Origin of the sequence: Peribacillus sp. FSL P2-0133, assembly GCF_037975445.1 — a bacterium.
Taxonomy (GTDB): domain Bacteria; phylum Bacillota; class Bacilli; order Bacillales; family DSM-1321; genus Peribacillus; species Peribacillus simplex_E.
On record NZ_CP150254.1, the window covers coordinates 1,156,181 to 1,182,197 of the forward strand.

Below are 26,017 nucleotides of genomic sequence, written 5' to 3' on the forward strand. Positions count from 1 at the left end.
GTGGATACGATAATAGGCAAACATCATGATGCTGGAGGTACGTTATGAAGGAAAAGGAACTGGAACAGGTAAGTCAAGAGCAGGAAGAGATGGAACGGCATAGTCTTGTCTGTAATGATGAATTGTTTAATAAGGATCTGTACGCCATTGTCGATGATACGATGCAAGAGGATAGATAAACGGGAAAAACGCTGCAGGAAAGGTCTGTAGCGTTTATTTTTACTTTGTAATGGTTGAAGGCAGAATTTTGTTTTTTCGAACAACGTCTCGTCCTGCTTGTTTCCATCACCCTTTTTCTTCCAGTGAATCCTGGAAATGAATCATTTGAAACCATTCTGGATTTATCCCATACTATATATAAGTTTCAAATCCGAGAGGAGGGATGGCATGGGACATCATCATGGTCACTCCCATGATCATGGGCACGGACACCACCATTCTAATAATAAAAAAGCATTGTTGGCATCTTTCTTATTAATCTCCACTTTTATGATAGTCGAGGTCATTGGTGGTTTCTTGACAAATAGTTTGGCTTTACTGTCGGATGCAGGTCACATGCTTAGCGATGCGGCAGCTTTAGGACTTAGTTATACAGCGATAAGGTTGGGGGAGAGAAAAGCGACATCTTCCAAATCGTTTGGATATAAACGGTTTGAAATCATTGCTGCTTGTTTGAATGGATTGACCTTGATCGTAATATCCGTATTCATTTTTGTAGAGGCAATTAAGAGGTTCCTGGATCCCCCTGAGGTGCAAAGCTTGGGAATGCTGATGATTTCAATCATCGGCTTACTTGTTAATATCATTGCGGCCTGGATTTTAATGAGCGGAGATAAGGAAGACAATCTGAATGTACGGAGTGCTTTTTTACATGTTATTGGTGATATGCTTGGATCTGTGGGTGCCATTGCGGCCGCCCTCTTAATTTATTTTTTCGATTGGGGAATTGCAGATCCGATTGCGAGCGTCATAGTCGCAATTTTAATTATTATCAGCGGTTTTAGGGTAGTGAGGGATTCCTTTCATATCTTGATGGAGGGCACACCAGACCAAGTCGATATGGATGAAGTGAAAGCATCCTTGATGGGATTGGTCGGAGTATCCGATGTCCATGATCTCCATATCTGGACGATCACCTCTGGTTTTTTGACAATGAGCTGCCATGTTGTCATAGATGAGAGCGGTAATCACGATTCAGTATTGGCAGAAGCGCAAAAACTACTTCACGATCGGTTTGGGATCGAACATAGCACGATCCAAGTGGAAAGACAGGAAGCGGGCTGTCCCAATCCACACGAGACTTGTAATTGAAAAGGGCTGGCTCAGTATAGAGCCAGCCTCTTAAAAGTTTAATAAGAAAATCATAGTTTTTCCTGAATGATTTTTACGACCATTTAGCAGCATTCCTGTTAAAATGAATCGAGATCACTTGCACATAATTAGCTAAGTGAAAACATCGGTTAATTTTACTGCGAACATAATCCTGACACATAAAAAGGGTAAGATTGAGGGAAAATGCTTGGAGTTTTAATGGTTAGCATATACAAAATGATTCCACTATAATTCAGGAAGGAGGAATCCATAAATGAAGAAAATTCTTGTAGTAGAAGATGAAATCGCCATATCGATGGTATTGAAAGCATATTTGGAGCGGGAAGGTTTTGATGTAGTCCAAGTTTACGATGGGCTAAAGGCCATTCCAGTGTTTGAAGAAACGAAGCCAGACCTTGTCCTGCTTGATGTCATGCTGCCGGGTAAGGAAGGCTGGGATATATTGAAGGAAATTCGGGAGGACGATACATGTCCGGTTATCATGCTGACTGCACTGACAGATGTCGATTACAGATTATCGGGATTTAAGTCAGGTGCGGATGATTACATCTCCAAACCCTTCGTTGCCGAAGAAGTCGTGGCCCGGGTGCATGCCGTTTTAAGAAGATCCTCATCGGTTGTTACGGAAGATGGTCATGTACATGAGTTTGGGAGTTTAACCATCGATGATCTGTCTTATATGGTGCATTTGAATGGGGAAGAGATAAACTTGACGCCGCGTGATCTGTCGCTGCTCGTTTTTTTCGCTAAGCACCCTAATCAAATTTTCACGAGAGAACAGCTGCTCGACCAAGTGTGGGGCATGGATTATGACGGCAGTGACCGGGCGGTGGACCTGGCGATCAAACGGATCAGGAAGGCGATAGATGCATGGCCTGTAACTGAGGGGGAAATAAAAACATTGCGTGGATTGGGGTATCAATTGAGTGTCTATGAAAACTAAAAAAAGAACCACTTTACAACGCTATTGGACTAAGAGATACGTATTGACCTTGATTTCCGGTTTGATCTTATTGTCTGTTTTTTCCTTATGGTGGATGGAAAAAACGGCTTTGGAATATAGGCTTAGCCTTCTTAAGTACTTAGCTGATGAAACATCCGATCGGGCGATTAAGGAAAATGGTCAGATTGTCGTTGGCCCGATCCTTTCGGAAATTGTAGAGGAAAGGGAGAAAATCCTTCATCTGAACCAACAGCCAATCATCTATATCGTCGATCCCGATGCCACCATCATATATACGATGCCACAATTGTATATAGATCCGGATGAAAATAAACTCCCGGACGTCATCATGAAAAATACGGAGTTAATCCAGAAGGTCAAGATTTCCGACAACAAAGTATATGTCGTCAAATCCCCCATTACGTTTAATGATGAGACGAGAGGCTGGGTGGTCATTGCACAGGAAGAAGGGGCATTGAAGGAAATCAACCAAGATCATGGCTTGTTGGCGATCATGATTGGAGGCCTACTGATTCTGGGAACGGGGGTCATTTATTTTCTTTCCAGGCAGATTTCACGTCCCATCCAAGACGTAGCTAACGCCGCTGTCCAGGTTCGTGAAGGCAACTATGATATCCATTTCAAAGAGGAAGAGGAAATCAAGGAAGAAGAAATTTATGAACTGATAGAATCATTTAAGGAAATGACCAATCGATTGAAGGTCATGGAGAAGTTGCGGGCGGAATTGCTTGCAGGCGTAACCCATGATTTGAAAACGCCAGTCACTTCCATTAGCGGACTGATACAAGCGGTTAAGGATGATGTCGTCAAGGGAGAGCAAAGTAAGGAATTCCTCGATATTTCCTTAAAGGAAACTCAACGTTTACAAGGTATGATAGAGGATTTACTCAATTATAATGCCATATCGGCAGGTGCTTTTAAAATTCGGCTGCAAAAAGAGAATATCAATATATTCATCAAGGAAATCGCCTATCGCTGGCAGGTGACCCAGGATGATGATCAAGCGTTCGCTCTTGAGATAAAAGTTCCTGATGAACCGGTCTTTGGTCAAATTGATTCATTGCGGATGCAGCAAATCGTCATTAACCTTTTGAATAATGCCAGACATGCACTTGATGGCAAAGGGAAAATAGCGATTCACCTTTATGAAAAGGATGAAGAACGAATCTGCCTTGATGTACTAGACAGTGGCCGGGGGATCCCAAAACATGAACAACAATTTGTGTTCGAACCATTTTATCGAGGTGAAAACAAAAAGTTGAAGGTACGTGGTTTAGGTTTGGGACTGCCATTCAGTAAGATGCTCGCAAAAGCGCAAAAGGGTGATCTAGTGCTTAAGGATAGCGATGAACAAGGCACCACCTTCACGATTGTCATAGAGAAAGCGGATCAGGTATAAAAAAGGGTTGTCCGATGTAATGGACAACCCTTTTATTATGCGTGACGCTAACTATTAAGCCAATTGGCTGATTGCACGCCATAATTGTACATGACGGACCTTCCTTGGAAGGAAACGTCCCATTTCTTCTTCATTATATCCTGCATGCAAGTTCTTATGGTCGAAAATGATTGGCCGGCGAAGTAAATCCGGGTTATCTTGGATAAGCTTGCATAGATCATTAAGTGGTGTATTATTTATATCGATATTCAGGCTTTTGAATTTTTTGGAACGGGTTGAGATGATTTCATCTGTCCCGCCTTCCGTTTTACGTAAAATCTCTTTTATTTCTTCTATAGAAAGAGGTTGGGAATATAGGTTGCGTTCATTAAAGGAAATTTCGTTCTTCTTTAGCCAAGCTTTTGCTTTACGACAGGCTAGACTGCTTGGAGTAGTATAAATTGTTACCATTAAAATCGACTCCTTCAAAGTTTTCAAGTTTATTGGAATGAAATTATTTTTATATTTGTGATACTCTTACTTTAACGTTTCTTTGTGTCAGCAAGATGTCAAGAAAAATAAACTTAAATGTTATTTTAAAAAGAAAGGGAGAAAATGAAATGAAATCTGCCTTTAATGAAAAAAAAGCCGTTTGGGTAATGATGCCGAACAAGGACCTGCATAGGCCGATATTTAACAGTGATGTGCGGATAGTATCATGACAGGGGATTTTTGGTCACCAGTCAGGCTATCGATACAAGTAGCGGGACTATCGGGTATCCTTGTTTTCATTTTAGGAATTATCATGGCGCGAATGATGGCTAAAAAGCAGTTCAAGGGAAGGGTCCTGTTGGAAACAGCGTTTTTATTGCCGCTTGTTTTGCCGCCTTCCGTCGTTGGGTTTTTATTGATTGTGATTTTTGGCAAGAGTGGAGTGCCGGGACAATTCATTGAAAGGGTTTTTGATCAGCCCCTGATGTTCACGTGGTGGGCAGCGGTAGTTGCATCTACCGTAGTAGCGTTTCCGCTTATGTACCAATCCGCTAAAACTGGCTTTGAAGGTATAGATGAAGAAATCGAAAATGCAGCAAGAGTTGACGGGGCCGGCGAGTGGAGATTGTTCCTGAATGTATCCCTTCCATTGGCGGTGAAATCCATCGTCACAGGTGCCATCTTGAGTTCTGCTCGTGCGTTGGGGGAATTCGGAGCGACACTCATGTTTGCCGGAAACATTCCCGGACAGACACAAACCATACCGACTGCGATATATATCGCCATGGACTCGGGGAATATGACATTTGCCTGGCTATGGGTTGCCGTAATCATTGTCATTTCATTTCTTATGCTTTTTATCGTGACCTACATAAAATGAAAGCTTTTTCTCGAATATGCTTATGAAAAAAGTGAGGTGAGGCTTCTATGTCTTCTTTATGTGTGAAGCCGCTTTTTTCGTAAAGGTTCCGTGCAGGCAGGTTCAGAAACGGATATCTTTTCCCAGTCGCCTTGTAATTGAAGAGCATGCAACAGTGCATCCGCGATACCCTGCCGAAAATAATCAGGGTGGACGACCATTCTGCAAATCAGCATTTGACCATTTTCTTTTGAAAAGATACTGCACCCGCTAAGACATCACCCTTTAAGTAGCATAAAAACTTTTCATGACAAGGAATGAATTATTCATATGTTTCCAATAGAGGAGGAATATGGGCAAAACCGATCATATCCGCTTCCACCTTATAGGCCTCTTTCTGAAGTTTAAAAAGCTGCTGGCCATAATCGGAGTCCAAATCCCGAATTTTCATGATCAAATCTTATCACTCCCTTTCATTACATTATAATGGAAGAGGGAGATTATTGTTTCTAATCAGTCTGTGTTATAATCGACAAACAATATGAACTAATGAAATGAGGAAGAAATTTGTTAACATTTGAAGAAAAATTGAGCATCATTGAAACTTTTCCGGAATTACAGCGAAAAGATGTTTCATTGGGACGGGTGAACTTTCATTATCCAGATAGTGTCCAGGAGAAAAAGATCGTCGTTCAGCACTTGCATCCCAATGGAAATGGATTCGTTTACGCAGGGCATATGAGAAAAAAAGACACTGACCGTAAAGGTTTTATCAATATTCGTGACTATAATGAAGCGGAATTAAAAGAATTGATCCAAAAAAGCGTCGATTACCTATCTGAACCTCCGGTTGAATTCGAAGAAGAGGAAAACGAGTTCGCTAGGTTGGAAGGGACATGGATTGGCCCTGAAAAGCAAGAGCTTACACTTGAAAGGGAAGACCTGCTATGGAATGTGTATTCAGGCTCGAACCTTGAGGAGTGTTTCGAGAGTCCAGTAGAGGCGGAGCGCTACTTATTGGACGAAGGCTTCCGACAAAGAAAGAAGAGGAATATGTAGAATTTTAGGATAATTTGTCGGTTGATTTACTGTGATAATCTTGTTTTTTTAGGAATTCCCATGATATAATATAAGTAATTATTTTTGTTCGGAATAAGTTTGATAGAAGGATTTACTGTAATAGGATTCCTCTTGAAACATTATCCAGAACCAAAAATAGTAATAAAATGGATTTTTCCAAACACAGGAGGAACTATCATGGTACAAGGTAAAGTAAAATGGTTTAACGCAGAAAAAGGTTTCGGTTTCATCGAAGTTGAAGGCCAAGACGATGTATTCGTACATTTCTCAGCTATCCAAGGCGAAGGCTTCAAAACGCTTGAAGAAGGCCAAGAAGTTTCTTTCGAAATCGAGCAAGGCGCTCGTGGACCACAAGCAGCTAACGTTCAAAAATAATTGAACGCATATAAAAAAAAGACTCCGATTTTGGAGTCTTTTTATTTTTCCTTTTTCTCGGCCATTTCCTTTAATGCTTTGTCCAATTTTTCTTCGATCCGTTTAGAACGATTAAAATGTCCTGCCAGGAAAAACACGATGAATATAATGAATGCGACAAGCACAAGCATAAAAAGGATAGGCAGGAACTGGGTTATATCTTCAGTCATTGGATATTATCTCCTTTTTTTTCTTCCATTATACTTCATGCTTACCGCTGCTACGATAGAGGGAGCCAAGTTTTTTAAAAAAACACTGAAAGGGGATATGCGAAAACGCATATCCCCTTCAGTCAGTCCTGGAAAAGCGAGGCGAACTTTTGAAGTCTGGGCAAGTCCGATTCTTGATACATCTGTTCTATCTTCAATGTCACCAATAACTGGCTCTTGGCAAATAACATGTCCCGGAAATGATCGACCGCCCCACAAAAATGATGATAGTTGGTTTCACCAGTGCCGAAGACTCCCGTTTTCAGATGAGCAATAGGCAACTGTTCCAATTCTTTATAAAAGGCTGCTGATTTAGCAGGAAGCTCCCCATTGCCCCAGGTATAGGTGCCGACGATCAATGCATCGTAATCCGGCAATGTGCGTATGTCGAATTCATTCATTCGATATAGTCCAGCTTCAGGTAAAAGGGAAGCAAGGGCTTCAGCAAGCGCTTTTGTATTGCCGCCGGCAGAATGATAGACAATGGCAACTTTACAGCTCATCGAACCCATTGCTGGCATTTACTTGACTGTATGTCCTTGACTTCTGTTCGAAGAAATCGGTTTTGGTAAGTCCGATGGATTCATCATCGAACGTTTTGATCCATGGCATCGGATTCTCGCCATACTCTTTATACAAATTTTCAAGGCCTAGCATACGTAACCGTTTGTTGGCGATATATTCGATGTACTCATTGAATTCTTCCAAATCGAGATCGGCTTTGGTTTGGATATCTTCGAGCATATATTCAGACCATTCTTTTTCGAGTTCGACTGCTTTTTCAATCGTTTTATAGATGAACTTCGTGTTTTCTTCATTATTTAACTCAGGATATTCATACATCAAGATTTGAACGAGCATTCCAATGAAATCGAAATGGACCATTTCATCGCGATGAATATAGGATATCATCGTAGCGGAACCAGTCATTAAATTTTGTCGTCCTAAATTATAATAAAAGGCGAAAGCCAGATAGAAATATATCCCTTCAAGGTTCGTTGAATGGATCAGTGCCTCGAATAAATGCTGAGGGCTGGGATCGTCCACGAACGTTTGATAAGCATCAACGATCGGTTGGTTACGCTTAATCACTTCAGGATGTTCTTTAATGCGGTCGAAAAGCTGTTTTTGCTTGCCTACAGGAATCAAGGAAGCAAGGATATAGGAATAAGATTCATTATGGATCGATTCCTGCTGTGCCATGTTGGCCAGGATAGCTTTTGCCGCCGGATCTTTAATGTACCGGAGGATTTCTACTAAAGTGGGCGTTTGAAGACTGTCCATTCCAGCAATCATCGTAAGGATATCGAGAAAAGCGTCCTGGATATCTTCGTCCAATTCGCCCCACTGCTTTTTATCCTGAATCATGTTCACGCTCGAAGGCTTCCAAAAGTTATTGATGAGCTGTGTATAGGTATCATAGAATTTTTCATACTGAATATCGTTCCAAAGGAGGAAGCCTGAAGCTTCTCCTTTGAAAACACCGGTTGCCTTGGTTGGATGCGTAGGTTCGAGCATCCGAATCTTTTTGATATGATTGGTCATTCGTGAAAACTCCTTTAAGAATAGATTACTGGGTTATGATTGTCGTTAACTTGAACAGCTTTCGCAGGCATTGTCATATTCGGAAGAAGTCGAACGAACATAATACGTTGATTTCAATCCGCTTTCCCATGCCGTTAAATGGATATCCAATAGGACCTTCGCTTTGATTGTATTGTGTACATACAGATTAAAGCTGATTGCTTGGTCAATATGGCGTTGGCGCGCTGCATTTTGCCTGATGCTTTCCAGTTGGTCCAAATTAAATCGCGTCTTTTTATAATATTCATACGTATTTGGCGTCAAGCCTGGCGCGGTCACCTTGAATTTGAAGTTTTTCTTTTCTTCGTAAAATTCAATTTCATACAAAGGATCGATTCCATCCGTGGAATTACCGATTTTAGCTGTCGAAGAATTCGGGGCAATGGCCATTAAATAGCCATTACGGGTCCCGTGTTCCTGCACGTCTGCTTTTAAATCCATCCATTTTTGATCTGTATAGTCACGCAGTTCGAAATAGTCCCCTGTATGCCAATCAGATCCTTCAAAATATGGGTATGATCCTTTTTCCTTGGCCAATTCGTTGGATGCCTTGATTGTTAAGTATGCGATCCTTTCGTATAAAGCATCTGCATAGTGAACAGCCTCATCGGATTCCCAATAAATATTCTGCGTGGCAAGTAAATGATGCCATCCAAACGTTCCTAAACCAATTGCCCGGTAACGTTTGTTCGAGATGGATGCCTGTTTGACAGGAAGATTATTCACATCAATGACATTATCCAGCATGCGGATCTGAATGGGAATCAATCTTTCCAAAACATCGCTGCCCACTGCCCGGGGCAAGTTAATGGATGAAAGGTTGCAGACAACGAAATCGCCGCTTTTACGAACCACAACAACATCTCCATCTTCCGTTTCATATTCATCCGTGATCGTCGAAGGGCTTAGGTTTTGGGCAATCTCCGTGCAAAGGTTAGAACAATAAATCATACCTTTATGTTTATTGGGATTCTTCCGATTCACTTCATCACGGTAGAACATATACGGTACGCCTTCTTCTAATTGAGAAATCATGATGCTTTTCATGATGTCCATCGCATTGATTTTTTCAAAGCTATAGTTTGGAAGCCTGCCATTTTCTGCGGCCTCGACAGCAAGTGCATAATGATTCCTGAAGCTTCCTTCGCCTTTCTTCTCGTCATAAAGATCTTCAAGTGAAAATCCAAGGGTTTGCTTAACGGTATGCGGATCGAAAAGATACCATTCTTTTCTGTCGCGTACAGCTTCCATGAATAAATCGGGTATACATACACCTGTAAAAATATCATGGGCTTTTAATCTGTCATCCCCGTTTTGTGTCTTCAAATCGAGGAAGCTCATGATATCTTTATGCCAGACATCCAAGTAAATCGCGATGGCACCTTTACGTTGACCCAATTGATCGACACTTACCGCTGTCTGGTTGAATAGTCGAATCCAGGGAGTCGTGCCGGAACTGTTTCCAGAGAAGCCCCGGATATCAGAACCAAGCGAGCGAACCTTACCGACGTAAAGACCGACACCGCCGCCAAATTTAGATACTTTTGCCGCATCGTAGTTTGATAGGTAGATTCCGTCAATGGAATCTTCAATTGCGTCGATAAAGCAAGAGCTTAACTGTCCATGTGTTTTACCTGCATTGGAGAGTGTAGGAGTCGCAACGGTCATATAAAGATTGGACATGGCCCAGTATGCTTCTTTTATAAGTTGCAGGCGGTGCTCCGTTTTTTCCAATCGCATGATTTCCATCGCGATGATCATGAAACGTTCTTGTGGCAGTTCGTAGACCTTATCCTTTTGTGGGCGGGCTAGATAGCGGTCGTTCAATAAGTAGATGCCTATGTAAGAGAATAATTTATCTTTTTCCGGGTCGATCACCGAACCCAATTCCTCAATTTCCGCTTTCGTATATGAAGATAGCAGTTCTGGTTTATAAATGGGATAACGCTGACCTTCTGAAAGCTGGGAGAGTTCCGTGATCAGCTCATAGAATGGGCCATAACTCATGCCTTCATAACCTCGATTGGCTTGTGCATCCCTATACATTGTATTCAACAGTTCTGCTGCAGCAACGAACGTCCAATCCGGAGCATCGATATCCACACTTTCAAGAGCGAGCTGAATCAGTTTTCTTGATGCCTGTTCTTCGGTTGAGTCACTTTTGCGATCTAGCCATTTTGTAAAACGCTTTTTGAACTTCTCCATATCGAGATGGCCTTCGAATTCCTTTGACAACATCTCGAGCTGGATGGATTTCGTTTCTGTGTCATTTTCACTTATGGTAGAGTTATATGTTTGAGTCATTAATGATCCTCCTTGTTAACTTCCGCTAAAATAAAAAAACCGCCCAATGAATTGAGCGGATCAAACGATAGAATAAAAGAGCCATGAAAAAATAGCCGTTAAACTATCGTTTCATCATCTCAATCCCCGAAGAATAAGAAACGTGAAAAATTCAAGGCAGGTCTCCTGACTCATGATCACCCTACTTTGAGTCCTTCCCGTATAGAGAGCTATACAGTGGGTATCTCATTTCGTCACATTTACAGTTGCGGGGACAGTTCCGGGTTTACACCGGATTCCCTTTTCAGCCATCACTGGCACCTTGGATTATAAAAAATTCTATATATAGTTATTGTTAATGTTTGTATAATCAATATCTAGTATTTCTGCTTATATTATCGTAAGCCATATACGATGATAATTCAACTAATATATTTGAAAAAAACCAATCCTTATCTATTGACAAAGTGATGGCAGAGTGTGAAGGAATGAAAGATTTTATTGGGGAATGGGTAATTCAAGCGCTGATTTTACGCGATTTTGTGTTAAAATAAATTGTCTAGTAAAGGTGGCTCTCCCTTATTGCAATGAGGGGATTCGCGGAAAAATATTTAAGAAAAAGGGGATAAAATCTTGGAAAAAGTATTAGTTTTTGGACATAAAAACCCGGATACAGACACAATCTGTTCAGCAATCGCTTATGCAGACCTGAAAAAGCAGTTAGGTATCAACGCTGAACCAGTTCGTCTGGGTGAAGTAAATGGTGAAACTCAATATGCATTGGACCAATTCAAATTCGAAGCTCCCCGCCTTGTGGAAAAAGTTGCAGGGGAAGCTGAAGGCGTAATCCTGGTCGATCATAACGAACGCCAGCAAAGTGCTGAAGATATTGACCAAGTCCGTGTGTTGGAAGTTATCGACCATCACCGTATCGCTAACTTTGAAACAAGCGATCCACTATATTACCGTGCGGAACCAGTTGGATGTACGGCAACCATTTTAAATAAAATTTATAAAGAAAACGGCATTGAAGTCCCTAAAGCAATCGCAGGTCTTATGTTGTCTGCCATCATTTCCGATTCGTTATTGTTCAAATCTCCTACATGCACGGAGCAAGACGTTGCAGCAGCAATGGAACTGGCTGCCATTGCGGGAGTCGACGCTGAAACATACGGCTTAGAAATGTTGAAAGCTGGAGCTGACTTGAGCGACAAAACGATTGCCCAGCTTATCACTCTTGATGCAAAGGAATTCTCCATGGGAATGGCTAAAGTGGAGATAGCACAGGTCAATGCTGTAGATCCGAACGAAGTCCTTGCTAAGCAAGCAGAATTGGAAGCGGCGATTGAAGCGGTCATCGCTGAGAAGGAATTGGACTTATTCCTATTTGTCGTAACGGATATCTTGACTAATGATTCTGTTGCCTTGGCTCTTGGTAAAGCAGCTTATGCAGTGGAAAAAGCATACGACGTTTCATTAAACAATAACATCGCCGTCTTAGAAGGCGTTGTATCGCGTAAAAAACAAATCGTGCCAGTCTTAACGGACGTATTCAGCAAATAATACAGTAGAAGGGATGCTCATTAAAAACATGGGCATCCTTTTTCTGTACATGCAAAAAAAAAGACTCAACCACCATTAAGGGTGTTTTGAGTCTTTTTTCTTAATTCAAAGCTTCCTTTTCTTTTTCATAGGCAATGACAATCAGTTCTTTGTTGGCTTCCTCGCCAAGTCTGCTTTCAAAGCTTTTCAGTTCATTCAATAAATCCGGTGACAGATTTGCTGCCGTATAATCCTGCTCGGGTGTCATGCTTTTCGCTCCTTTCAAAAGGAAATCATTCATGTTATCTATTTTGTCGGTTTGAAAAGTTTCTATTCAGCAAAATTTTACAACTTCAAGATATTTTACTTTCTGAGGTGGCGAGTTTTTCAAGCAATAACGAACTTTCTTCATCGAGTCCTTGCACTTGGACAGGTATACCCAGAAGCTGATATTTAAGAACAACCGTATCAACAGCACCGACTGCTGAAGCATCCCAGATTTTAGAATGGGAAAAGTCGATGACGATTGAATCGGCTTTTTCCTTGAAGTCGAACTTCGAAACAAAGTCCTGGACAGAAGCGAAAAATATTTGCCCGCTGATATGATAAATGATTTTCTTAGCCTGGACATCTTCCGTTTTCTCTACAGCCACTTTAGAAATTTTAGCCGAAAAGAAAATCATGCTCAAGAGCACTCCGGCGAATACCCCTTTTGATAAATCATGTGTATAAAGGACAATGAGGACCGTCACGATCATCACGGCTGCATCCGACTTTGGAGCTTTAACGAGCCTCTTTAGAGAAGACCAGTCAAAGGTCCCGATTGAAACCATGATCATGACTGCGACAAGTGCAGCCATCGGGATTTTAATAAGGACATCATTCAATACCACGATTAATACCATAAGGAAAGCGCCAGCTACAAAAGTGGAGAGCCGGCCCCTTCCTCCCGATTTAATATTGATACCGGATTGGCCGATCATCGCACATCCTGCCATGCCGCCAAAGCATCCGGCAATGATATTCGAAATCCCCTGGCCTTTGGCTTCCTTATTTTTATTACTGTCCGTGTCAGTCATCTCATCGACTATTTGAGCTGTCAATAATGATTCAAGCAGGCCAACAAATGCAAGAGCTATGGAATAAGGGAAAATGATCGCCAAAGTGTCGAAGGTCAAAGGGATATCTGGAAGCATGAACATCGGAAGCGCTTCGGTCAATTGCCCCATATCCCCAACCGTCCGCACCGTAGCCCCCGTGGTAACTGCAACGATCGTCATGAATATGATTGCTACAAGTGGTGAAGGTATGACTTTCGTGATTAGCGGAAAAAGATAAATGATAGCTAAAGAAACGGCTGTCATGACATACATGATCCATGTTTCGCCCACGAAATGGGTGAGCTGTGCCGTGAAAATCAAGATGGCTAAAGAATTCACAAAACCAGTCATGACCGGCTTCGGTATGAACTTCATTAATTTCCCGATTTTTAAAACCCCTAGTAAAATTTGCAGCAAACCAGTCAATATTGTTGCAGCAAGTAAATAGTTCAAGCCATGATCTTTAACAAGATCGACCATGACGAGTGCCATTGCACCAGTGGCTGCCGATATCATTCCCGGCCTTCCGCCGACAAAAGAGATGACGATGGCAATGCAGAATGAGGCATATAGACCAACCATTGGGTCAACGCCAGCAATGATCGAAAAGGCAATCGCCTCCGGAATCAATGCCAAGGCAACGACAATTCCCGATAGGACATCTCCTCTAACGTTGCCGAACCATTCCTGTTTATATCCAGATGTATTCAAAGAAACACTCCTTCTTTCTATCTATGTGTGTTCATTTCTTTTTTAACGCACTAAATTATAGCATGAGTCCTTCTTTCTATCTATATGGATAATATTAACGACAAACCGAGGGCTATTCATTTCTTAGCATTGGCGAAAGAAGTTAAAATTCCTAAAAAAGGAAATCCGGAGAAATGGCGTGGGCATCATCCAATAAGGAAGGGCAAAAAATTTCCAAAGCCTTCTGAATGAATTTCGCTTTCATGATTCAGATTTTTCTGTATTTAAAAGTATTATTCTTTTATTATGAATGAAAATGGGGGTTACTCCTATGAATAAGAGTGAGAAAAGAACGAAACTATTGGAAAAGATTGAGAGTCGTTTAAGATTTACTGCAAGAAATTTAGTGAAATTCGATACAATCCAAGAAACATTGGATTTTACGGTGGAATCATTTCAATTAGAATTTTCGTGGGTTTGTGGCGATCGTATTGAGGGATGATGATCGTTTATATCCAAAAGTATGGAAAGGCGGTTCGCCGCATTTTGCTGATTCTTTTCCCATTCACCTAGGTGAATGTTCCCCGGAAATTTTCGAAGAAGAGGTAAAGGACAGTTACATAACTAAATTGTTTGAAGAGAAAATAGAAGATAAGGCTAAAATAGTCATTGATGAACAATGATCTATACAGGCCACACCGGATTGCCGTTTTGAAACTGGAAGAGGAATCACTTACTGCCCATTCGAATCTGATCGAGAAGCGGAAAAAGCCTCGGAATGGGATCATATGAAAGAACAGCTTTATCTTAAATATAAAGAAATCATCGTGACAAAACGGGATGATATGCTGATTTTGATGATACCGGTGGAAAGGGAAATAAACTCGCATCCTCATACTGGGAAGGGATAAATCATTATCTTAGTGAATATCCGATATTAAAGAAGCTTTCCTTGACGATACTATGAGGGTGGGCGGTACCACCAATAAGCTGGACGATTATTATTATGACTACAAACAGGCCATGCATGCTTATAATGTTCCCCGAAATGGATTCCCGAAAAATGTCTTGGCCATTTTTGACGAATTGGGCTCCTACACGCTATTGAATAACCTGAAAGATCCTGGACTTGCCGAGTTATTACTTGAGAAATAATTGACCCAGTTGATGGAATATCAAAAGGGAAGCGGAGTAGAGCTTATAAACTGCATGATTTATATGAATCGAGCCAGTTATATTCCGCCGCATATTCACTTTACATAGCAATGATAAAAGATCTTGAAAGGATCTTTTTTTTATTCGATTTTGTGTGTAATCTGGGTAGGGAGGCATGAGGAAGATGGCTATTGTTACCGGAACAATAACTTCCCTTTTCAACATACATAGAAGTGGTGAGGGTGAAAAGGCCAGCTCTATCAAAGTTTTTGGAGTAGGAACCCTCCCGGTGTTAAGAGGCTATTCCTTATCAATGATACTTGATTTACATTTAGGACATGTCACTTCTTTATAATGCTTGAACCTGATCTTTCGAAGGTCGCTTCTGGTCAACATTGAGAATACATTATACCTTGTGCCGCATGCACAAGTATTTTGATCTTTAACTATGTGTCTCTCATCCGTAGTAGCTGAATAAATGGTTGGAAAAAACATATATAACCCTCCTATTTTTAATTTTAGGCAAATTAAATAGGGGCAATTGATAATAAGTGATCCATTCAAGAAAAATCTTGGCAGCCCGGCTGCCATGACAACTAAGATGTTGTGTTAGGCCCGTGGCTTTGCGTCTTTTACTTTCATAAAATTTGCCTAAAATAATCTTAACATAAAATTTGATGCGTTATGAAGTGTTTATGACTGCGGCCAACCTTCCCCTTTTATTAAGTATCAACAGCAATCAGCTGGATTGTCCAAAAGGAAAATAGAGAAGAAAGGTTTGGAACGGGTACTTTTTTAGTTGCTAGTTATACAAAAGGGTCTCTTCGATTCGTACAAAAAGTACGAATGAAAGAGACTCTTTTGGTATGCTATGTACCTATAGCTTGGGAAACCATGTTCAGCAGCTAGTTTCCAATATTCCTTTTTCATGAGTGCAGGACTCTTGTTCGTTTTTTGCCGCACTGCCTGTATCGGAAAACGACCGAAACGAAATCCAGTTCCAGAAGTATCCAGCACTACAGCTGTATGAGCATTAAACATGAGAAAGCCTGCTTCCATCTGGAAGCAGGCTTTCTTGCCAAAGTGTGATTAATGTGATCTTGCCAATTCCGGATTGCGGTGCATCGCGAAATAGAGGACAAGTCCCGCTATGAGGAGTAACGTGCTGGTCGTGATGAAAACGGCGGAGAATCCGTAGAAACCAGCAACCATTCCGCCCATCGCAGGTCCAATGATATTGCCTAAAAAGCGCAGGCTCGTATTGTACCCAAGTACTTCCCCCTGCATTGCGACAGGAGCTTCCTGGCGAATGTAGGCAATCCTTACAGGGATGATGCCGCCTATTGCCATGCCAAGTATGAAACGTACCAAAACAAGCTGCCAAAAATGATTGATGAAGGCACCGGGCAAGTAGACAGTAGCAGTTAGAAAAAGAAGCAGCACAAGAATCTTCACATGTCCATGACGATCACCTATCTTGCCCCAGTGACGCGCCATCAATAAATTCCCCAGGCCTGCTGCAGAAAAGGCGATACCTGAATAAAATCCAAGATTGGAAGTTCCATGCAGCTCGCCAACATATAAAGAAAGAATGGGCTGAATGCTGAAGTGGGCAACTTGAACAAGTGTCGAAATGAGCATGACATTGACTAGGATGGGATTCCTTAAGATATGCGATAGAACCTCCCTGCTTGTATAGCTCGACTTTGTTCCCTTCTGCCGTTCCATTCGGTACTCCTTGGTTGCAAAAACAAGAAGTCCAGAAATGAAAATGGTGATGGAGGTGAATTTAAAGGCGGTTGAATAGCCGAGTGTGTCTGCAAGCAGGCCGCCAAGCAAAGGTCCGAAAAGGGAACCGGTTATATTTCCCGTTTGCAAGGTTCCCAGCACACGTCCGGCAATTTCTTTAGGGGTCTGCGTTGATATGAAGGCCTGTGACATGGAAATGAAGCCAGTGAATATTCCGGTGAACATCCTTAAGACGAATAGCTGCCAAACATTTTCAACGAATCCCATCAAGAAAATGGACAGCCCCATCCCAAAGGCACAGGCAATCAAGATTTTTTTTCTGCCGTACCGATCACCAATTCGTCCCCAAATGGGAGAAAATAAAAAGGCAGTCACAAAAGTGATTCCAAATGTCCATCCGGACCAATGCTGGATATATTGAGTCGAATAATCTCCGAATGTACCAATGTATAAGGATATGAATGGGAGAACCATCGTCATGCTCCCGCCTATGAAGAAATTGGCGAACCACATGATGAAAAGATTCCGTTTAGCTATTTTATGATCATTCATTTTACATTCAACACTTCTTTCCTCCGAAAAAAACTTCGGGTTCCTAAATAATAGTATACATAATTTAACTAATTTATTAAACGAATTTGTTTTACAGGTTTTTTAATGAATATGCAAATGGTATAATGTGAAAATATTGATTTTTCAGAAAAATCAAATTAAACAAAGGTATTCACTTTTTCATTTAAAGGAGTTTTTAACATGTTGACGATTTTAGGATTTTGCATGATTTTAACGTTTCTGGTCTTAGTCATCACAAAACGCTTATCAGTGGTTGTCGCTTTTATCTTCACTGCGATAGCATTTGGTCTGATTGGTGGCTTTGCCTCGGAAATGGGAGATATGATGGTTGCGGGTATTTTAAAGGTGACACCGACAGCAGTCATGATCGTTTTTGCCATTCTATACTTTGGTTTAATGATTGACGTTGGTTTATTCGAGCCCATGATCGCTAAAATACTCAGTTTTGTAAAAGGAGATCCGCTAAAGGTTGTCATGGCAACCGCCATTATAACCATGTTGGTAGGTTTGGACGGAGACGGTTCTTCCACATTCATGATCACCGTTTCAGCCATGCTGCCGCTTTATATCAAATTAGGGATGAACAGGCTCGTATTGGCCTGTGTTGTTGGTTTAGCCGCTGGCGTCATGAATATGATTCCTTGGGGAGGTCCTTTGGTCAGGGCGGCCGCGAGCCTTCAGGTTGAAGTATCGGAGTTATTCATTCCTCTCATTCCGGTCATGATTTGCGGTCTTTTATGGACGCTTTTTTCGGCATATGTACTTGGCAAAAAGGAAAGGGAGAGATTAGGAGTCAGTTCGGTGGAGGCGAACATGCAACCTGGTATGGGTGAACAGGCTGCAGCTGTTGAAACCGCACCTAAAGGAACATCCAAGCTTTTTTGGTTTAATTGGTTCTTGACGATTTTACTGATGGTTTTGCTGGTGATGGAAGTGCTGCCGATCCAAATTTTATTTGCCACTGCTTTTGCGATTGCACTATTCGTTAACTTTCCGAACCCAAAAGAACAGCAGGAAAGGATTTTAAGTCATGCCAATAGTTTTGTGATGATCTGTACACTCATTTTCGCTGCAGGGATTTTTACGGGTGTATTCACAGAAACAAAGATGATGGACTCGATGGCGGCTTCAATCGTAACTGTCATTCCAGAGTGGCTCGGGGCACATTTGCCACTGGTGGTAGCGTTGACGAGCATTCCGATGGGGTTCATTTTTTCACCTGATGCCTATTACTTTGGTATTCTGCCAATAATAAGTGAAACTGCATCGAACTTCGGTATTGCTCCTGTAGAAATCGGAAGGGCGGCTTTATTAGGCCATTCGACCGCAGGGTTCCCATTATCGCCATTGGTGCCTGCAACATTCATATTAATTGGCCTTGTAGGCGTGGATTTTGGGGATCACCAAAAATTCCTGTTTAAATGGGCATTTGGGACAACCATCATCATGACGATTGCAGCGATTACTTTTGGGGTCATCACTTTGTAAAATGTGAGCCCATTAAGCTATAATGCAAAATTCCTGTCTGTGAATTTAGTAAGGTGTTCACCCTCACGGTATAATCTATTTTCCTATTTATTCCGATTTCTGTTTATTCTTCCATTATGGTGGAAAGTAATAAGAGGAAGATACATATAAGAGAGTGAGGGAGTTTATATGAACTATAAACAAAAACTTGTGCTGCCAATATGTGCTGCCCTTTTACTGTATGGATGTAATTCAGCGGATGACTCAAATCAGTCCGACAATGATGCCGAGGAAATGACTACAGTGGGACAAGGAACAGAAACAGGGGTTGATCCGCAGGTGAAAGCGGAAGTTAAAGATGTAGAAGGTAAAACACTTGGGACGGTTAACTTTACCGCCGAAGAGAATACTGTAGTGATCGAGACCGCTTTGGAAGGCCTTGAGCCAGGCTATCATGGATTCCATGTCCACGAAAACGCAGTATGTGAGCCGGATGCTAAGGAAGGCCCGTTCACTACAGCGGGAGGACACTTTAATCCAACTGATGACACGCACTCTAAACATGCAGGGGATATGCCCCCTTTATATGTAAAAGAGGATGGGACAGCCAAATATACGGCAACATTGGATAACATGACGATAGACCAGCTGAAGAAAGAAGAGTTGGCTGTAATCGTTCATGCGAATCCAGACAACTTTGCCAATATTCCTGACCGTTATGAAGCCAATGGAGAAAAAGGACCTGATGTAGATACCTTGAAAACTGGTGATGCAGGCGATAGGCAAGCTTGCGGGATTGTTGTAAGTGCAGAGGAAAAATAGCATTAATGAAGCAAGAGCGATTCTTCAAAAGAGGAATCGCTCTTTTTATTGAAGGTAAAACCGCTGACCGCTAAAATCTTAAAAGAGCTGAATTTTTTCTTTTTACGTTTTAAGAAGGCTTTTTCTATTGTGATATAGAAGTAAGAGAGTAAGTAATATTGCATTAGAAGCAGATGGTATTAAAAGATCATAGTTAATTCTTGCAGTGGGATGAAGCCCAAGGCATAGGTTTAATATAGGAAAATAAGATTTACTTTGAAAGAATAAAAAAACCCGAATAGGGATCATGTCCACTGATTCGGGTTTGCTTTATCATTTTGCGGTAATGGTTTCTTCGATTAGCTGTAATCTCTCAGCCACTTCTTCTTCAGAAAGGTTATGCTCGACTACATAGCGGTTACGGGGATGCACTCGGCATTCATGAGTACAGCTGCGCATATGTTTGTGCTCGTTCTCTTCACTGCAAAGGATTTTCTTGTTGCATTCAGGGTTAGCGCAATTAACATAGCGTTCGCAAGGTTCGCCGGAATAAATGTCTCGACCGACAATGACATGTTCTTTTTGATTGATAGGTACGGCAATCCTTTCATCGAATACATACATTTGACCATCCCAAAGCTCACCTTGGACTTCGGGATCCTTTCCGTATGTTGCGATGCCGCCATGCAGTTGGCTTACATCTTCAAAGCCTTCTTCGACAAGCCAGCCGGAGAATTTCTCACATCGGATACCGCCGGTGCAATACGTTAGGATTTTTTTGCCTTCGAACATTTCTTTATTTTCCTGGACCCAATCCGGAAGTTCACGGAAATTCGTGATTTCTGGCTTGATTGCACCCCTGAAATGTCCCAAATCAAATTCATAGTCATTTCTGGCATCAAGGACGATGGCATTTTCATCTTGCATTTGCTCGAAGAACTCCTTCGGGCTCAAGTATTTGCCTGTCGTCCGGTTCGGGTTGATGTCTTCTTCCAAACGAAGCGTTACAAGTTCATTTCGTGGACGAACATGCATTTTTTTGAAAGCATGGCCGTCAGCTTCATCTATTTTAAACACGATATCGGCAAAGCGGGGGTCGCTTTTCATCATGTCCATATATTTGTTGGTTTGTTCGATCGTACCAGAAACTGTTCCGTTGATACCTTCTGCTGCCACCAAGATACGGCCTTTCAATTCAAGTACTTTACATGCCGCAAGATGCTCGGCTGCGAATTCTTCATGATTCTCGATGGGCACATACAAATAATAAAGTAATACTCTATATGGTTTTGTTTCCATTTTTATTTACCACCTATGTTTTATATTTGCAAGATATAAAGGGTGATCATTTAGACACTTTTCTCTTACAGATAATCATTATATCAAGAAAACGTAAAAATGATAAGGGCATGAAGAAAAATCAAAAGGAGTTGTATGGAATGTTGAAAGATTTAATGAGATATCCAATCATCCAAGCACCGATGGCAGGAGGAGCTTCCACCCCGAAGCTTGCGGCTTCAGTATCCAATGCAGGAGGATTGGGCTTTCTCGCAGCTGGCTATAAGACTGCAGAAGAGATGAAGGACGAGATAGGGCAGACCCGTCAGTTGACTGAGCACCCTTTTGGCGTGAATGTCTTTGTGCCAGGCAACGAGGCGGTGGATGAAAATATATTATCTGCCTATCGTGAAAAGATCGAAAAAGAGGCCGAGAGCGTTGGGGCTGAGATTGGAAAAGCCGATAGTGATGACGATGATTGGGAAAATAAAATAACGGTATTGAAGGAGGCCGGGGTCGCCGTCGTCAGTTTTACGTTTGGATGTCCAACGGATGATGTAATAAGGGAGCTCCAGAATGTCGGTTCCCTTATAGCCGTGACAGTAACCAACCTTCAGGAAGCAAAAAGGGCGGCGGAAGGAGGTGCGGATGTACTATGTGTACAGGGGTTTGAAGCAGGGGGTCACCGGGGCAGCTTTGAAAACCGCACAGAAGATGATTACGGTCTTTTAGTTTTGATACGGTTGATACAAGGTGAGCTGAACCTGCCGATCATTGCGGCGGGTGGATTGATGCATGGAAAGGATATCGCAGCCGTGCTCGAAGCGGGAGCAACAGCGGCACAATTGGGAACAGCTTTCCTTCGCTGTCCCGAAAGCGGGGCAAGTCCCGTCCATAAGGAAGCTCTAGGAAATCCCCGATTTACCCAGACCTCTATTACCCGAGCCTTCAGCGGCCGGAGGGCACGCGGGTTGGTGAATCACTTTATAACCGAATATGATGGCGTTGCACCAGTCGCCTATCCTTATGTCCATCACATGACAAAGCAAATGCGAAAAGTGGCTGGACAAAAAAACAATCCTGAATTGATGGCTTTGTGGGCAGGACAAGGATATAGGGTGAGCAGGGAACTTCCCGCATCGGAATTGGTTGAACTTCTTGTAGAAGAACTAAAATGAGAAGGGTTTGGATGGAGATGGAGATAAGGGAATTATTCATGGATGAGCCACCGCCGATGCATTTATTGCTTTTGGCAGATCCTTCAAGGGAATTGGTCGAGGAATACTTGGGAAGCGGAACATGCTTTGTTGCCGTGACTGAGGAGCGAATGATCGGTGTTTATGTTTTACTGCAAAAAGGTCCAAAACTGATAGAGATAATGAACATCGCGGTGGATGAACGGCACCATGGAAGAGGAATCGGCAGGCAATTGATTGAACACGCCATAGGCCATGCAAGGGAACAGGGATATAAAACGATTGAAATCGGCACGGGAAATTCGGGGATAGGGCAGCTTGCCCTTTACCAAAAATGCGGTTTTAGAATAACTGGGGTCGATCGGGATTTTTTTAATAGAAACTATTCCGAGGCCATTTATGAAAATGGGATTCAATGTCAGGATATGATTCGCATGTCACAAAGTTTAGACTAAGCAATGATCATCCAAGTTTGACTGAAAAGCTTTACAGACAAAAGTGCGCGTCGCATTGCTTAGGGGAATGAACTTGTTCATTGGAGATATGATTTATCTTCTTTTTGCTTTACTAATGCCGTTTTTATTTGCGCTTGGCGTTTTCATATTCATTCGATCAACAAAAAGGCAAAAGGATTTTTTATCGGAGATTAATAAAGACTCACATGAAAGATAGCAGCAAGAGAAAAAGAGTGCAAAACAACGGCACTCTTTTTCATATCTTCACCTTTTCAAAAAGGCTTCCAAATTCCTTTTCACACTGGGCCATTCATGCTCGAGAATACTGTAGACCACCGTGTTCCTAATCCTTCCATCTTGCAGTTTTTTCTCCATTCTCAAAATGCCTTCTTCTAGGGCGCCGAGCCTGGTTATTGCTGCACGCGATCTTTTATTGCATTCGTCCGTCCTGAATTCAACCCGTTTCATTTTCCACTTTTCAAAAGCATGCTGCAATAGCAGGTACTTACATTCTGTGTTAATGGCTGTCCGCCATTTGTCGGGATGATACCAAGTCGCACCGATTTCCAGGGATTGATTATGAAATTGAATATTTCTTAAGCTCGTGCTGCCAACTATCGAATCATCAGTCTGATCGATAACGACAAATGGATGATGAAGTTCCTGTTCCCTTGCTCGAATGCCATCCTTTACATAGGAAATCGCCTCGTCATATGACAAAATTTTTGTTGCGCTCCATTCCCATATTTCAGTTGGCAGGGAAGCGGTGTAAAGCGGTTCGATATGATGATCCATCATCGGGGTGAGTATCACGTGTTTCCCGAATAATTCGATATGTTCCATAGTCTCCTCCTCTTGATTGATATCTTCATTATAAAAATATTCTGGTCCTGCAATAAGGGCCAACGCTGATATAATTTATGGAACCAGTTTGAAGGAGGACCAAATGTTTGAAATCACTCTAAACTTAGATAAAACGAATAAAGAAGCTTTATATGTCCAATTGTATAAATACTTTATTAAGGAAATACAGAATGGACAAATAAAGGCCGGAATGAAGCTGCCTTCTAAACGAAAACTAGCTTTGCATTTAGGGATAGGCCTAAATACAGTGGATACGGCTTATCAGCAGTTGATGGCAGAAGGATATGTGGAAAGTCAATTAAGGAAAGGTTATTACGTAGCCGATTTAGAGCCGATCTCACCTTTGAATGAGCCTTTGCCTGTAAAAGAAGGGATGATGTGCCCTCCGAATGAAAGAAATGAGATAGATTTCAATCATGGACGGGTGGACGTGGATTCTTTCCCGCATGCCGTGTGGAAAAAATGCTTGAACAATACATTGTATCTACAGGAAAGGGAAATGTTCATGAGCGGTGATCCTCAAGGGGAATGGGGGCTCCGGTCTGAGATCTCATCCTATCTATTTCAATCGAGAGGAGTTCGCTGCGGGGCTGATCAAATCATCATTGGGGCAGGTACCCAGTATTTCATCCATCTGCTGCGGTTACTTCTTGGAAATGAGCGGGTATTTGGGTTGGAAGACCCTGGCTTTCATCGAGTAAGGGAGGTACTGAGGTTGGAGGAAGCGGATATGGCATTCATACCCTTGGATGAAAGTGGAATGAGTGTGGACTCCTTGAAAGAGAGTGCCGCGAATGTTGCCTATGTCACTCCTTCCCATCAATTTCCTTCCGGTATGATCATGCCGATAACTAGAAGGGTGGAATTGCTGAATTGGGCAGTGGGAAAAAAAGGTTATATCATTGAAGATGATTATGACGGGGAATTCCGACATTCAGGTAAACCGATTCCGTCCTTGCAGGGGTTGGACACAAAGGGAACGGTCATCTACCTAGGCACTTTTTCAAAGTCGCTCATCCCATCAATCAGGGTGGGATTCATGGTGTTACCCATGGAGCTGGCTTGCCGCTATCAGGAGAAGTTAATTGGATATAAACAGACCGTTTCCAGACTGATTCAGGAAACGCTCTGTCTTTTTATGAAAAATGGACATTGGGAACGCCATCTAAATAAAATGCGAACGATTTATCGTAAAAAAAATAAGGTGCTGCTGAATGAAATAGAAGAGAGCTTCCATGATCGTGTAGCCGTAATCGGTGAAAAGTCAGGATTGCACGTTCTTTTAAAAGTAAAAAACGGCAGCAGTGAGGCAGAGCTCATTCAAAAGGCAGCCAGTGTTGGGGTTAAAGTCCGCCCAACTTCGGTTTATCATTCTAAGAATGTGAAAGATCCGACTATTTTGATTGGGTACGGTGGTTTAACCGAAAAGGAAATCAAAGCGGGAATCCGACTTTTAAAAATGGCATGGCTATAGCTTGGTGCGAAAAAATAAGGAAAAGGCCTTGATTTACACTTATTCAACAATGATATAAGGTATCCATTTTAGTTTCTTATATTATTGAGGATTTTAAGGACCGTCTGGAAAAATATTTCCTGTTCTTCCTCAGTAATGCCTTCCAGGGCTTTTCCTTCGATTTTTTCTGCAATCTTAAGACATTTTGTATGTACTTCTTTTCCCCGGGAAGTCAGTTCGATTCGTTTTTCCTGTTCATCTTTTCCAGGAACTTGTTTAATCATATTATTCTGTTCCATGCTGTTGACCGAACGTGTGATGATAACACTATCAACATCCAAGTAACTGCAAATATCGGGAATTGTGGAATATCCACAGTTCTTTAAATAATTGAGGATTGTCCACTGATTATGGTAAATTTCAAGGGCTGTAATTTGTTCATTCATTTTGCTGACTAATGATCTCGATACTTGTAAATATTGATGAAATAATTGAGTAGGGTTCGTCATATGATTCTCCTTTATAATGGTCGACCAGTCCATTATATTCTTTAATTCTTAAAAGTCTATTGTAAAGAATCATTTTTTTCAGTCAATGTTTATTTTTGGAAGTAAAGCAGGAGAGGGGGGATTCCGGCAATGCGAATGAATTATGGGAGAGTCCAATTGTACTGAATTTTCAAAAAATTACAAGAGGGACCTTAATATATGATGGCAAAAATATATTTTCTTCAAATGTTCTATTAGCAGGTACCAAAGTGCCGCCGAGAATTGGTAAAAGTCAATACGACACATCACCTTGAAGCTGAATGCAATTATTCTGCAACCAAAAACCAGCCTCTAAAGTGGCTGGTTTTTGGTTAAACCCTCTCGCTGGTGGAGCGGTGCTTTGTTTCTTTTTTATTTCGTTCTTCTTGTCGTTCATATTTTATTTCATCAATTGGTAAATCATCAATGGGCATGACCACTTGATCACGTTCCAGCTGTTTTTCCTGATCTTTCTTGAATGCCTTGGATTTATCATTACGTTCCTCAAGATACTTTTCTTTATCTTTATTATCCAATGTCAATCCCTCCATCTCTTTGTATCTCTTTTTCCC

30 protein-coding genes and 2 riboswitches are annotated in these 26,017 nt (G+C 41.7%); of the genes, 17 read left to right on the forward strand and 13 right to left on the reverse strand.

Annotated elements, in window-relative coordinates; translation table 11 throughout:
- The first annotated feature begins 44 nt into the window (after nucleotides 1-44).
- The 4 genes from MKY17_RS05520 (at nucleotide 45) to MKY17_RS05535 (ending at nucleotide 3,695) form a co-directional block, all read left to right on the forward strand.
- Nucleotides 45-179, forward strand: a complete 135-nt coding sequence (locus MKY17_RS05520; RefSeq protein ID WP_260398019.1) for a hypothetical protein — start codon at nucleotides 45-47, stop codon at nucleotides 177-179.
- A 208-nt stretch (nucleotides 180-387) separates the two neighbouring features.
- Nucleotides 388-1,311 carry a cation diffusion facilitator family transporter gene (locus MKY17_RS05525; RefSeq protein ID WP_098372573.1) on the forward strand — a complete coding sequence of 308 codons (924 nt, stop codon included), beginning with the start codon at nucleotides 388-390 and terminating at the stop codon, nucleotides 1,309-1,311.
- A gap of 274 nt (nucleotides 1,312-1,585) precedes the next feature.
- Nucleotides 1,586-2,275 (forward strand): response regulator transcription factor, encoded by a 690-nt coding sequence (locus MKY17_RS05530; protein ID WP_053534009.1) that lies wholly within the window; start codon nucleotides 1,586-1,588, stop codon nucleotides 2,273-2,275.
- Nucleotides 2,265-3,695, forward strand: a complete 1,431-nt coding sequence (locus tag MKY17_RS05535) for a HAMP domain-containing sensor histidine kinase (RefSeq protein ID WP_260399655.1) — start codon at nucleotides 2,265-2,267, stop codon at nucleotides 3,693-3,695. Before MKY17_RS05530 ends, MKY17_RS05535 begins: the two co-directional genes overlap by 11 nt.
- Nucleotides 3,696-3,749: 54 nt before the next feature.
- Here MKY17_RS05535 and spx read toward each other — a convergent pair whose 3' ends face one another.
- Nucleotides 3,750-4,145 carry a transcriptional regulator Spx gene (gene spx, locus MKY17_RS05540; protein WP_034314875.1) on the reverse strand — a complete coding sequence of 132 codons (396 nt, stop codon included), beginning with the start codon at nucleotides 4,143-4,145 and terminating at the stop codon, nucleotides 3,750-3,752.
- Between the two features lie 247 nt (nucleotides 4,146-4,392).
- On the opposite strand from spx, the gene modB reads away from it, so the two are divergent.
- A complete protein-coding gene (gene modB / locus MKY17_RS05545; protein ID WP_098372571.1) occupies nucleotides 4,393-5,046 on the forward strand; it encodes a molybdate ABC transporter permease subunit in 654 nt (217 codons plus the stop codon).
- A gap of 301 nt (nucleotides 5,047-5,347) precedes the next feature.
- On the opposite strand, the gene MKY17_RS05550 is transcribed toward modB, so the two are convergent.
- Entirely contained in the window at nucleotides 5,348-5,482 is a 135-nt protein-coding gene (locus MKY17_RS05550; RefSeq protein WP_286177161.1) for a hypothetical protein, read from the reverse strand.
- A gap of 110 nt (nucleotides 5,483-5,592) precedes the next feature.
- On the opposite strand from MKY17_RS05550, the gene MKY17_RS05555 reads away from it, so the two are divergent.
- Both MKY17_RS05555 and MKY17_RS05560 read left to right on the forward strand, forming a co-directional pair.
- The gene (locus MKY17_RS05555) at nucleotides 5,593-6,084 is read left to right on the forward strand and encodes a hypothetical protein (RefSeq protein WP_098372570.1); all 492 of its coding nucleotides are present in this window, start codon (nucleotides 5,593-5,595) and stop codon (nucleotides 6,082-6,084) included.
- Between the two features lie 198 nt (nucleotides 6,085-6,282).
- Nucleotides 6,283-6,480, forward strand: coding sequence for a cold-shock protein (locus MKY17_RS05560; protein WP_028393295.1), 198 nt, complete (start codon nucleotides 6,283-6,285; stop codon nucleotides 6,478-6,480).
- 41 nt (nucleotides 6,481-6,521) lie between these two features.
- On the opposite strand, the gene MKY17_RS05565 is transcribed toward MKY17_RS05560, so the two are convergent.
- The 4 genes from MKY17_RS05565 to MKY17_RS05580 form a co-directional block, all read right to left on the reverse strand.
- A complete protein-coding gene (locus MKY17_RS05565; RefSeq protein WP_179891130.1) occupies nucleotides 6,522-6,689 on the reverse strand; it encodes a hypothetical protein in 168 nt (55 codons plus the stop codon).
- Between the two features lie 122 nt (nucleotides 6,690-6,811).
- Nucleotides 6,812-7,249 (reverse strand): flavodoxin domain-containing protein, encoded by a 438-nt coding sequence (locus tag MKY17_RS05570; RefSeq protein WP_098372569.1) that lies wholly within the window; start codon nucleotides 7,247-7,249, stop codon nucleotides 6,812-6,814.
- Nucleotides 7,221-8,273, reverse strand: a complete 1,053-nt coding sequence (locus tag MKY17_RS05575) for a ribonucleotide-diphosphate reductase subunit beta (RefSeq protein ID WP_098372568.1) — start codon at nucleotides 8,271-8,273, stop codon at nucleotides 7,221-7,223. Before MKY17_RS05575 ends, MKY17_RS05570 begins: the two co-directional genes overlap by 29 nt.
- A gap of 45 nt (nucleotides 8,274-8,318) precedes the next feature.
- Nucleotides 8,319-10,616, reverse strand: a complete 2,298-nt coding sequence (locus tag MKY17_RS05580) for a ribonucleoside-diphosphate reductase subunit alpha (protein ID WP_098372567.1) — start codon at nucleotides 10,614-10,616, stop codon at nucleotides 8,319-8,321.
- A 137-nt stretch (nucleotides 10,617-10,753) separates the two neighbouring features.
- Nucleotides 10,754-10,935: riboswitch (cobalamin riboswitch) on the reverse strand.
- Nucleotides 10,936-11,228: 293 nt separating this feature from the next.
- Here MKY17_RS05580 and MKY17_RS05585 point away from each other — a divergent pair.
- Nucleotides 11,229-12,158: a manganese-dependent inorganic pyrophosphatase gene (locus MKY17_RS05585; protein ID WP_098372566.1), complete on the forward strand. Its 930-nt coding sequence runs from the start codon at nucleotides 11,229-11,231 to the stop codon at nucleotides 12,156-12,158.
- 100 nt (nucleotides 12,159-12,258) lie between these two features.
- Here MKY17_RS05585 and MKY17_RS05590 read toward each other — a convergent pair whose 3' ends face one another.
- On the reverse strand, nucleotides 12,259-12,405 hold the full coding sequence (locus MKY17_RS05590; RefSeq protein ID WP_179891129.1) for a hypothetical protein: 147 nt from the start codon (nucleotides 12,403-12,405) through the stop codon (nucleotides 12,259-12,261).
- A gap of 85 nt (nucleotides 12,406-12,490) precedes the next feature.
- Nucleotides 12,491-13,948, reverse strand: a complete 1,458-nt coding sequence (locus MKY17_RS05595; RefSeq protein WP_098372565.1) for a SulP family inorganic anion transporter — start codon at nucleotides 13,946-13,948, stop codon at nucleotides 12,491-12,493.
- Between the two features lie 310 nt (nucleotides 13,949-14,258).
- On the opposite strand from MKY17_RS05595, the gene MKY17_RS05600 reads away from it, so the two are divergent.
- From MKY17_RS05600 to MKY17_RS05615, 4 genes are all read left to right on the forward strand, one after another.
- Nucleotides 14,259-14,429, forward strand: a complete 171-nt coding sequence (locus MKY17_RS05600; protein ID WP_179891128.1) for a hypothetical protein — start codon at nucleotides 14,259-14,261, stop codon at nucleotides 14,427-14,429.
- Nucleotides 14,419-14,610 (forward strand): hypothetical protein, encoded by a 192-nt coding sequence (locus tag MKY17_RS05605; protein WP_098372564.1) that lies wholly within the window; start codon nucleotides 14,419-14,421, stop codon nucleotides 14,608-14,610. The genes MKY17_RS05600 and MKY17_RS05605 overlap by 11 nt, the downstream gene beginning before the upstream one ends.
- Before the next feature lie 105 nt (nucleotides 14,611-14,715).
- Nucleotides 14,716-14,838: a hypothetical protein gene (locus tag MKY17_RS05610; protein ID WP_260398020.1), complete on the forward strand. Its 123-nt coding sequence runs from the start codon at nucleotides 14,716-14,718 to the stop codon at nucleotides 14,836-14,838.
- Between the two features lie 52 nt (nucleotides 14,839-14,890).
- The gene (locus MKY17_RS05615) at nucleotides 14,891-15,082 is read left to right on the forward strand and encodes a hypothetical protein (RefSeq protein ID WP_098372563.1); all 192 of its coding nucleotides are present in this window, start codon (nucleotides 14,891-14,893) and stop codon (nucleotides 15,080-15,082) included.
- Between the two features lie 571 nt (nucleotides 15,083-15,653).
- A riboswitch (cyclic di-GMP riboswitch) is annotated at nucleotides 15,654-15,744 on the reverse strand.
- Between the two features lie 427 nt (nucleotides 15,745-16,171).
- Here MKY17_RS05615 and MKY17_RS05620 read toward each other — a convergent pair.
- On the reverse strand, nucleotides 16,172-17,383 hold the full coding sequence (locus MKY17_RS05620; RefSeq protein ID WP_098372561.1) for an MFS transporter: 1,212 nt from the start codon (nucleotides 17,381-17,383) through the stop codon (nucleotides 16,172-16,174).
- 201 nt (nucleotides 17,384-17,584) lie between these two features.
- On the opposite strand from MKY17_RS05620, the gene MKY17_RS05625 reads away from it, so the two are divergent.
- Nucleotides 17,585-18,892, forward strand: a complete 1,308-nt coding sequence (locus MKY17_RS05625) for a citrate:proton symporter (protein ID WP_098372560.1) — start codon at nucleotides 17,585-17,587, stop codon at nucleotides 18,890-18,892.
- A gap of 168 nt (nucleotides 18,893-19,060) precedes the next feature.
- The gene (locus MKY17_RS05630) at nucleotides 19,061-19,693 is read left to right on the forward strand and encodes a superoxide dismutase family protein (RefSeq protein ID WP_098372559.1); all 633 of its coding nucleotides are present in this window, start codon (nucleotides 19,061-19,063) and stop codon (nucleotides 19,691-19,693) included.
- 312 nt (nucleotides 19,694-20,005) lie between these two features.
- Here the strand turns inward: MKY17_RS05630 and MKY17_RS05635 are convergent, their stop codons facing one another.
- On the reverse strand, nucleotides 20,006-20,971 hold the full coding sequence (locus MKY17_RS05635) for a rhodanese-related sulfurtransferase (RefSeq protein WP_098372558.1): 966 nt from the start codon (nucleotides 20,969-20,971) through the stop codon (nucleotides 20,006-20,008).
- Between the two features lie 140 nt (nucleotides 20,972-21,111).
- On the opposite strand from MKY17_RS05635, the gene MKY17_RS05640 reads away from it, so the two are divergent.
- Nucleotides 21,112-22,128, forward strand: a complete 1,017-nt coding sequence (locus MKY17_RS05640; RefSeq protein ID WP_286177159.1) for a nitronate monooxygenase — start codon at nucleotides 21,112-21,114, stop codon at nucleotides 22,126-22,128.
- Between the two features lie 17 nt (nucleotides 22,129-22,145).
- Nucleotides 22,146-22,601: a GNAT family N-acetyltransferase gene (locus MKY17_RS05645; protein ID WP_098372641.1), complete on the forward strand. Its 456-nt coding sequence runs from the start codon at nucleotides 22,146-22,148 to the stop codon at nucleotides 22,599-22,601.
- A gap of 264 nt (nucleotides 22,602-22,865) precedes the next feature.
- Here the strand turns inward: MKY17_RS05645 and MKY17_RS05650 are convergent, their stop codons facing one another.
- Nucleotides 22,866-23,444 (reverse strand): GNAT family protein, encoded by a 579-nt coding sequence (locus MKY17_RS05650; protein ID WP_098372557.1) that lies wholly within the window; start codon nucleotides 23,442-23,444, stop codon nucleotides 22,866-22,868.
- A 103-nt stretch (nucleotides 23,445-23,547) separates the two neighbouring features.
- Here MKY17_RS05650 and MKY17_RS05655 point away from each other — a divergent pair, with 103 nt between their 5' ends.
- Nucleotides 23,548-24,939: a PLP-dependent aminotransferase family protein gene (locus MKY17_RS05655; protein ID WP_098372556.1), complete on the forward strand. Its 1,392-nt coding sequence runs from the start codon at nucleotides 23,548-23,550 to the stop codon at nucleotides 24,937-24,939.
- A gap of 68 nt (nucleotides 24,940-25,007) precedes the next feature.
- Here the strand turns inward: MKY17_RS05655 and MKY17_RS05660 are convergent, their stop codons facing one another.
- Together MKY17_RS05660 and MKY17_RS05665 are read right to left on the reverse strand one after the other, a co-directional pair.
- A complete protein-coding gene (locus MKY17_RS05660; protein WP_098372555.1) occupies nucleotides 25,008-25,427 on the reverse strand; it encodes a MarR family winged helix-turn-helix transcriptional regulator in 420 nt (139 codons plus the stop codon).
- A gap of 350 nt (nucleotides 25,428-25,777) precedes the next feature.
- Nucleotides 25,778-25,981: a hypothetical protein gene (locus tag MKY17_RS05665; protein ID WP_098372640.1), complete on the reverse strand. Its 204-nt coding sequence runs from the start codon at nucleotides 25,979-25,981 to the stop codon at nucleotides 25,778-25,780.
- Between the last annotated feature and the right edge of the window lie 36 nt (nucleotides 25,982-26,017).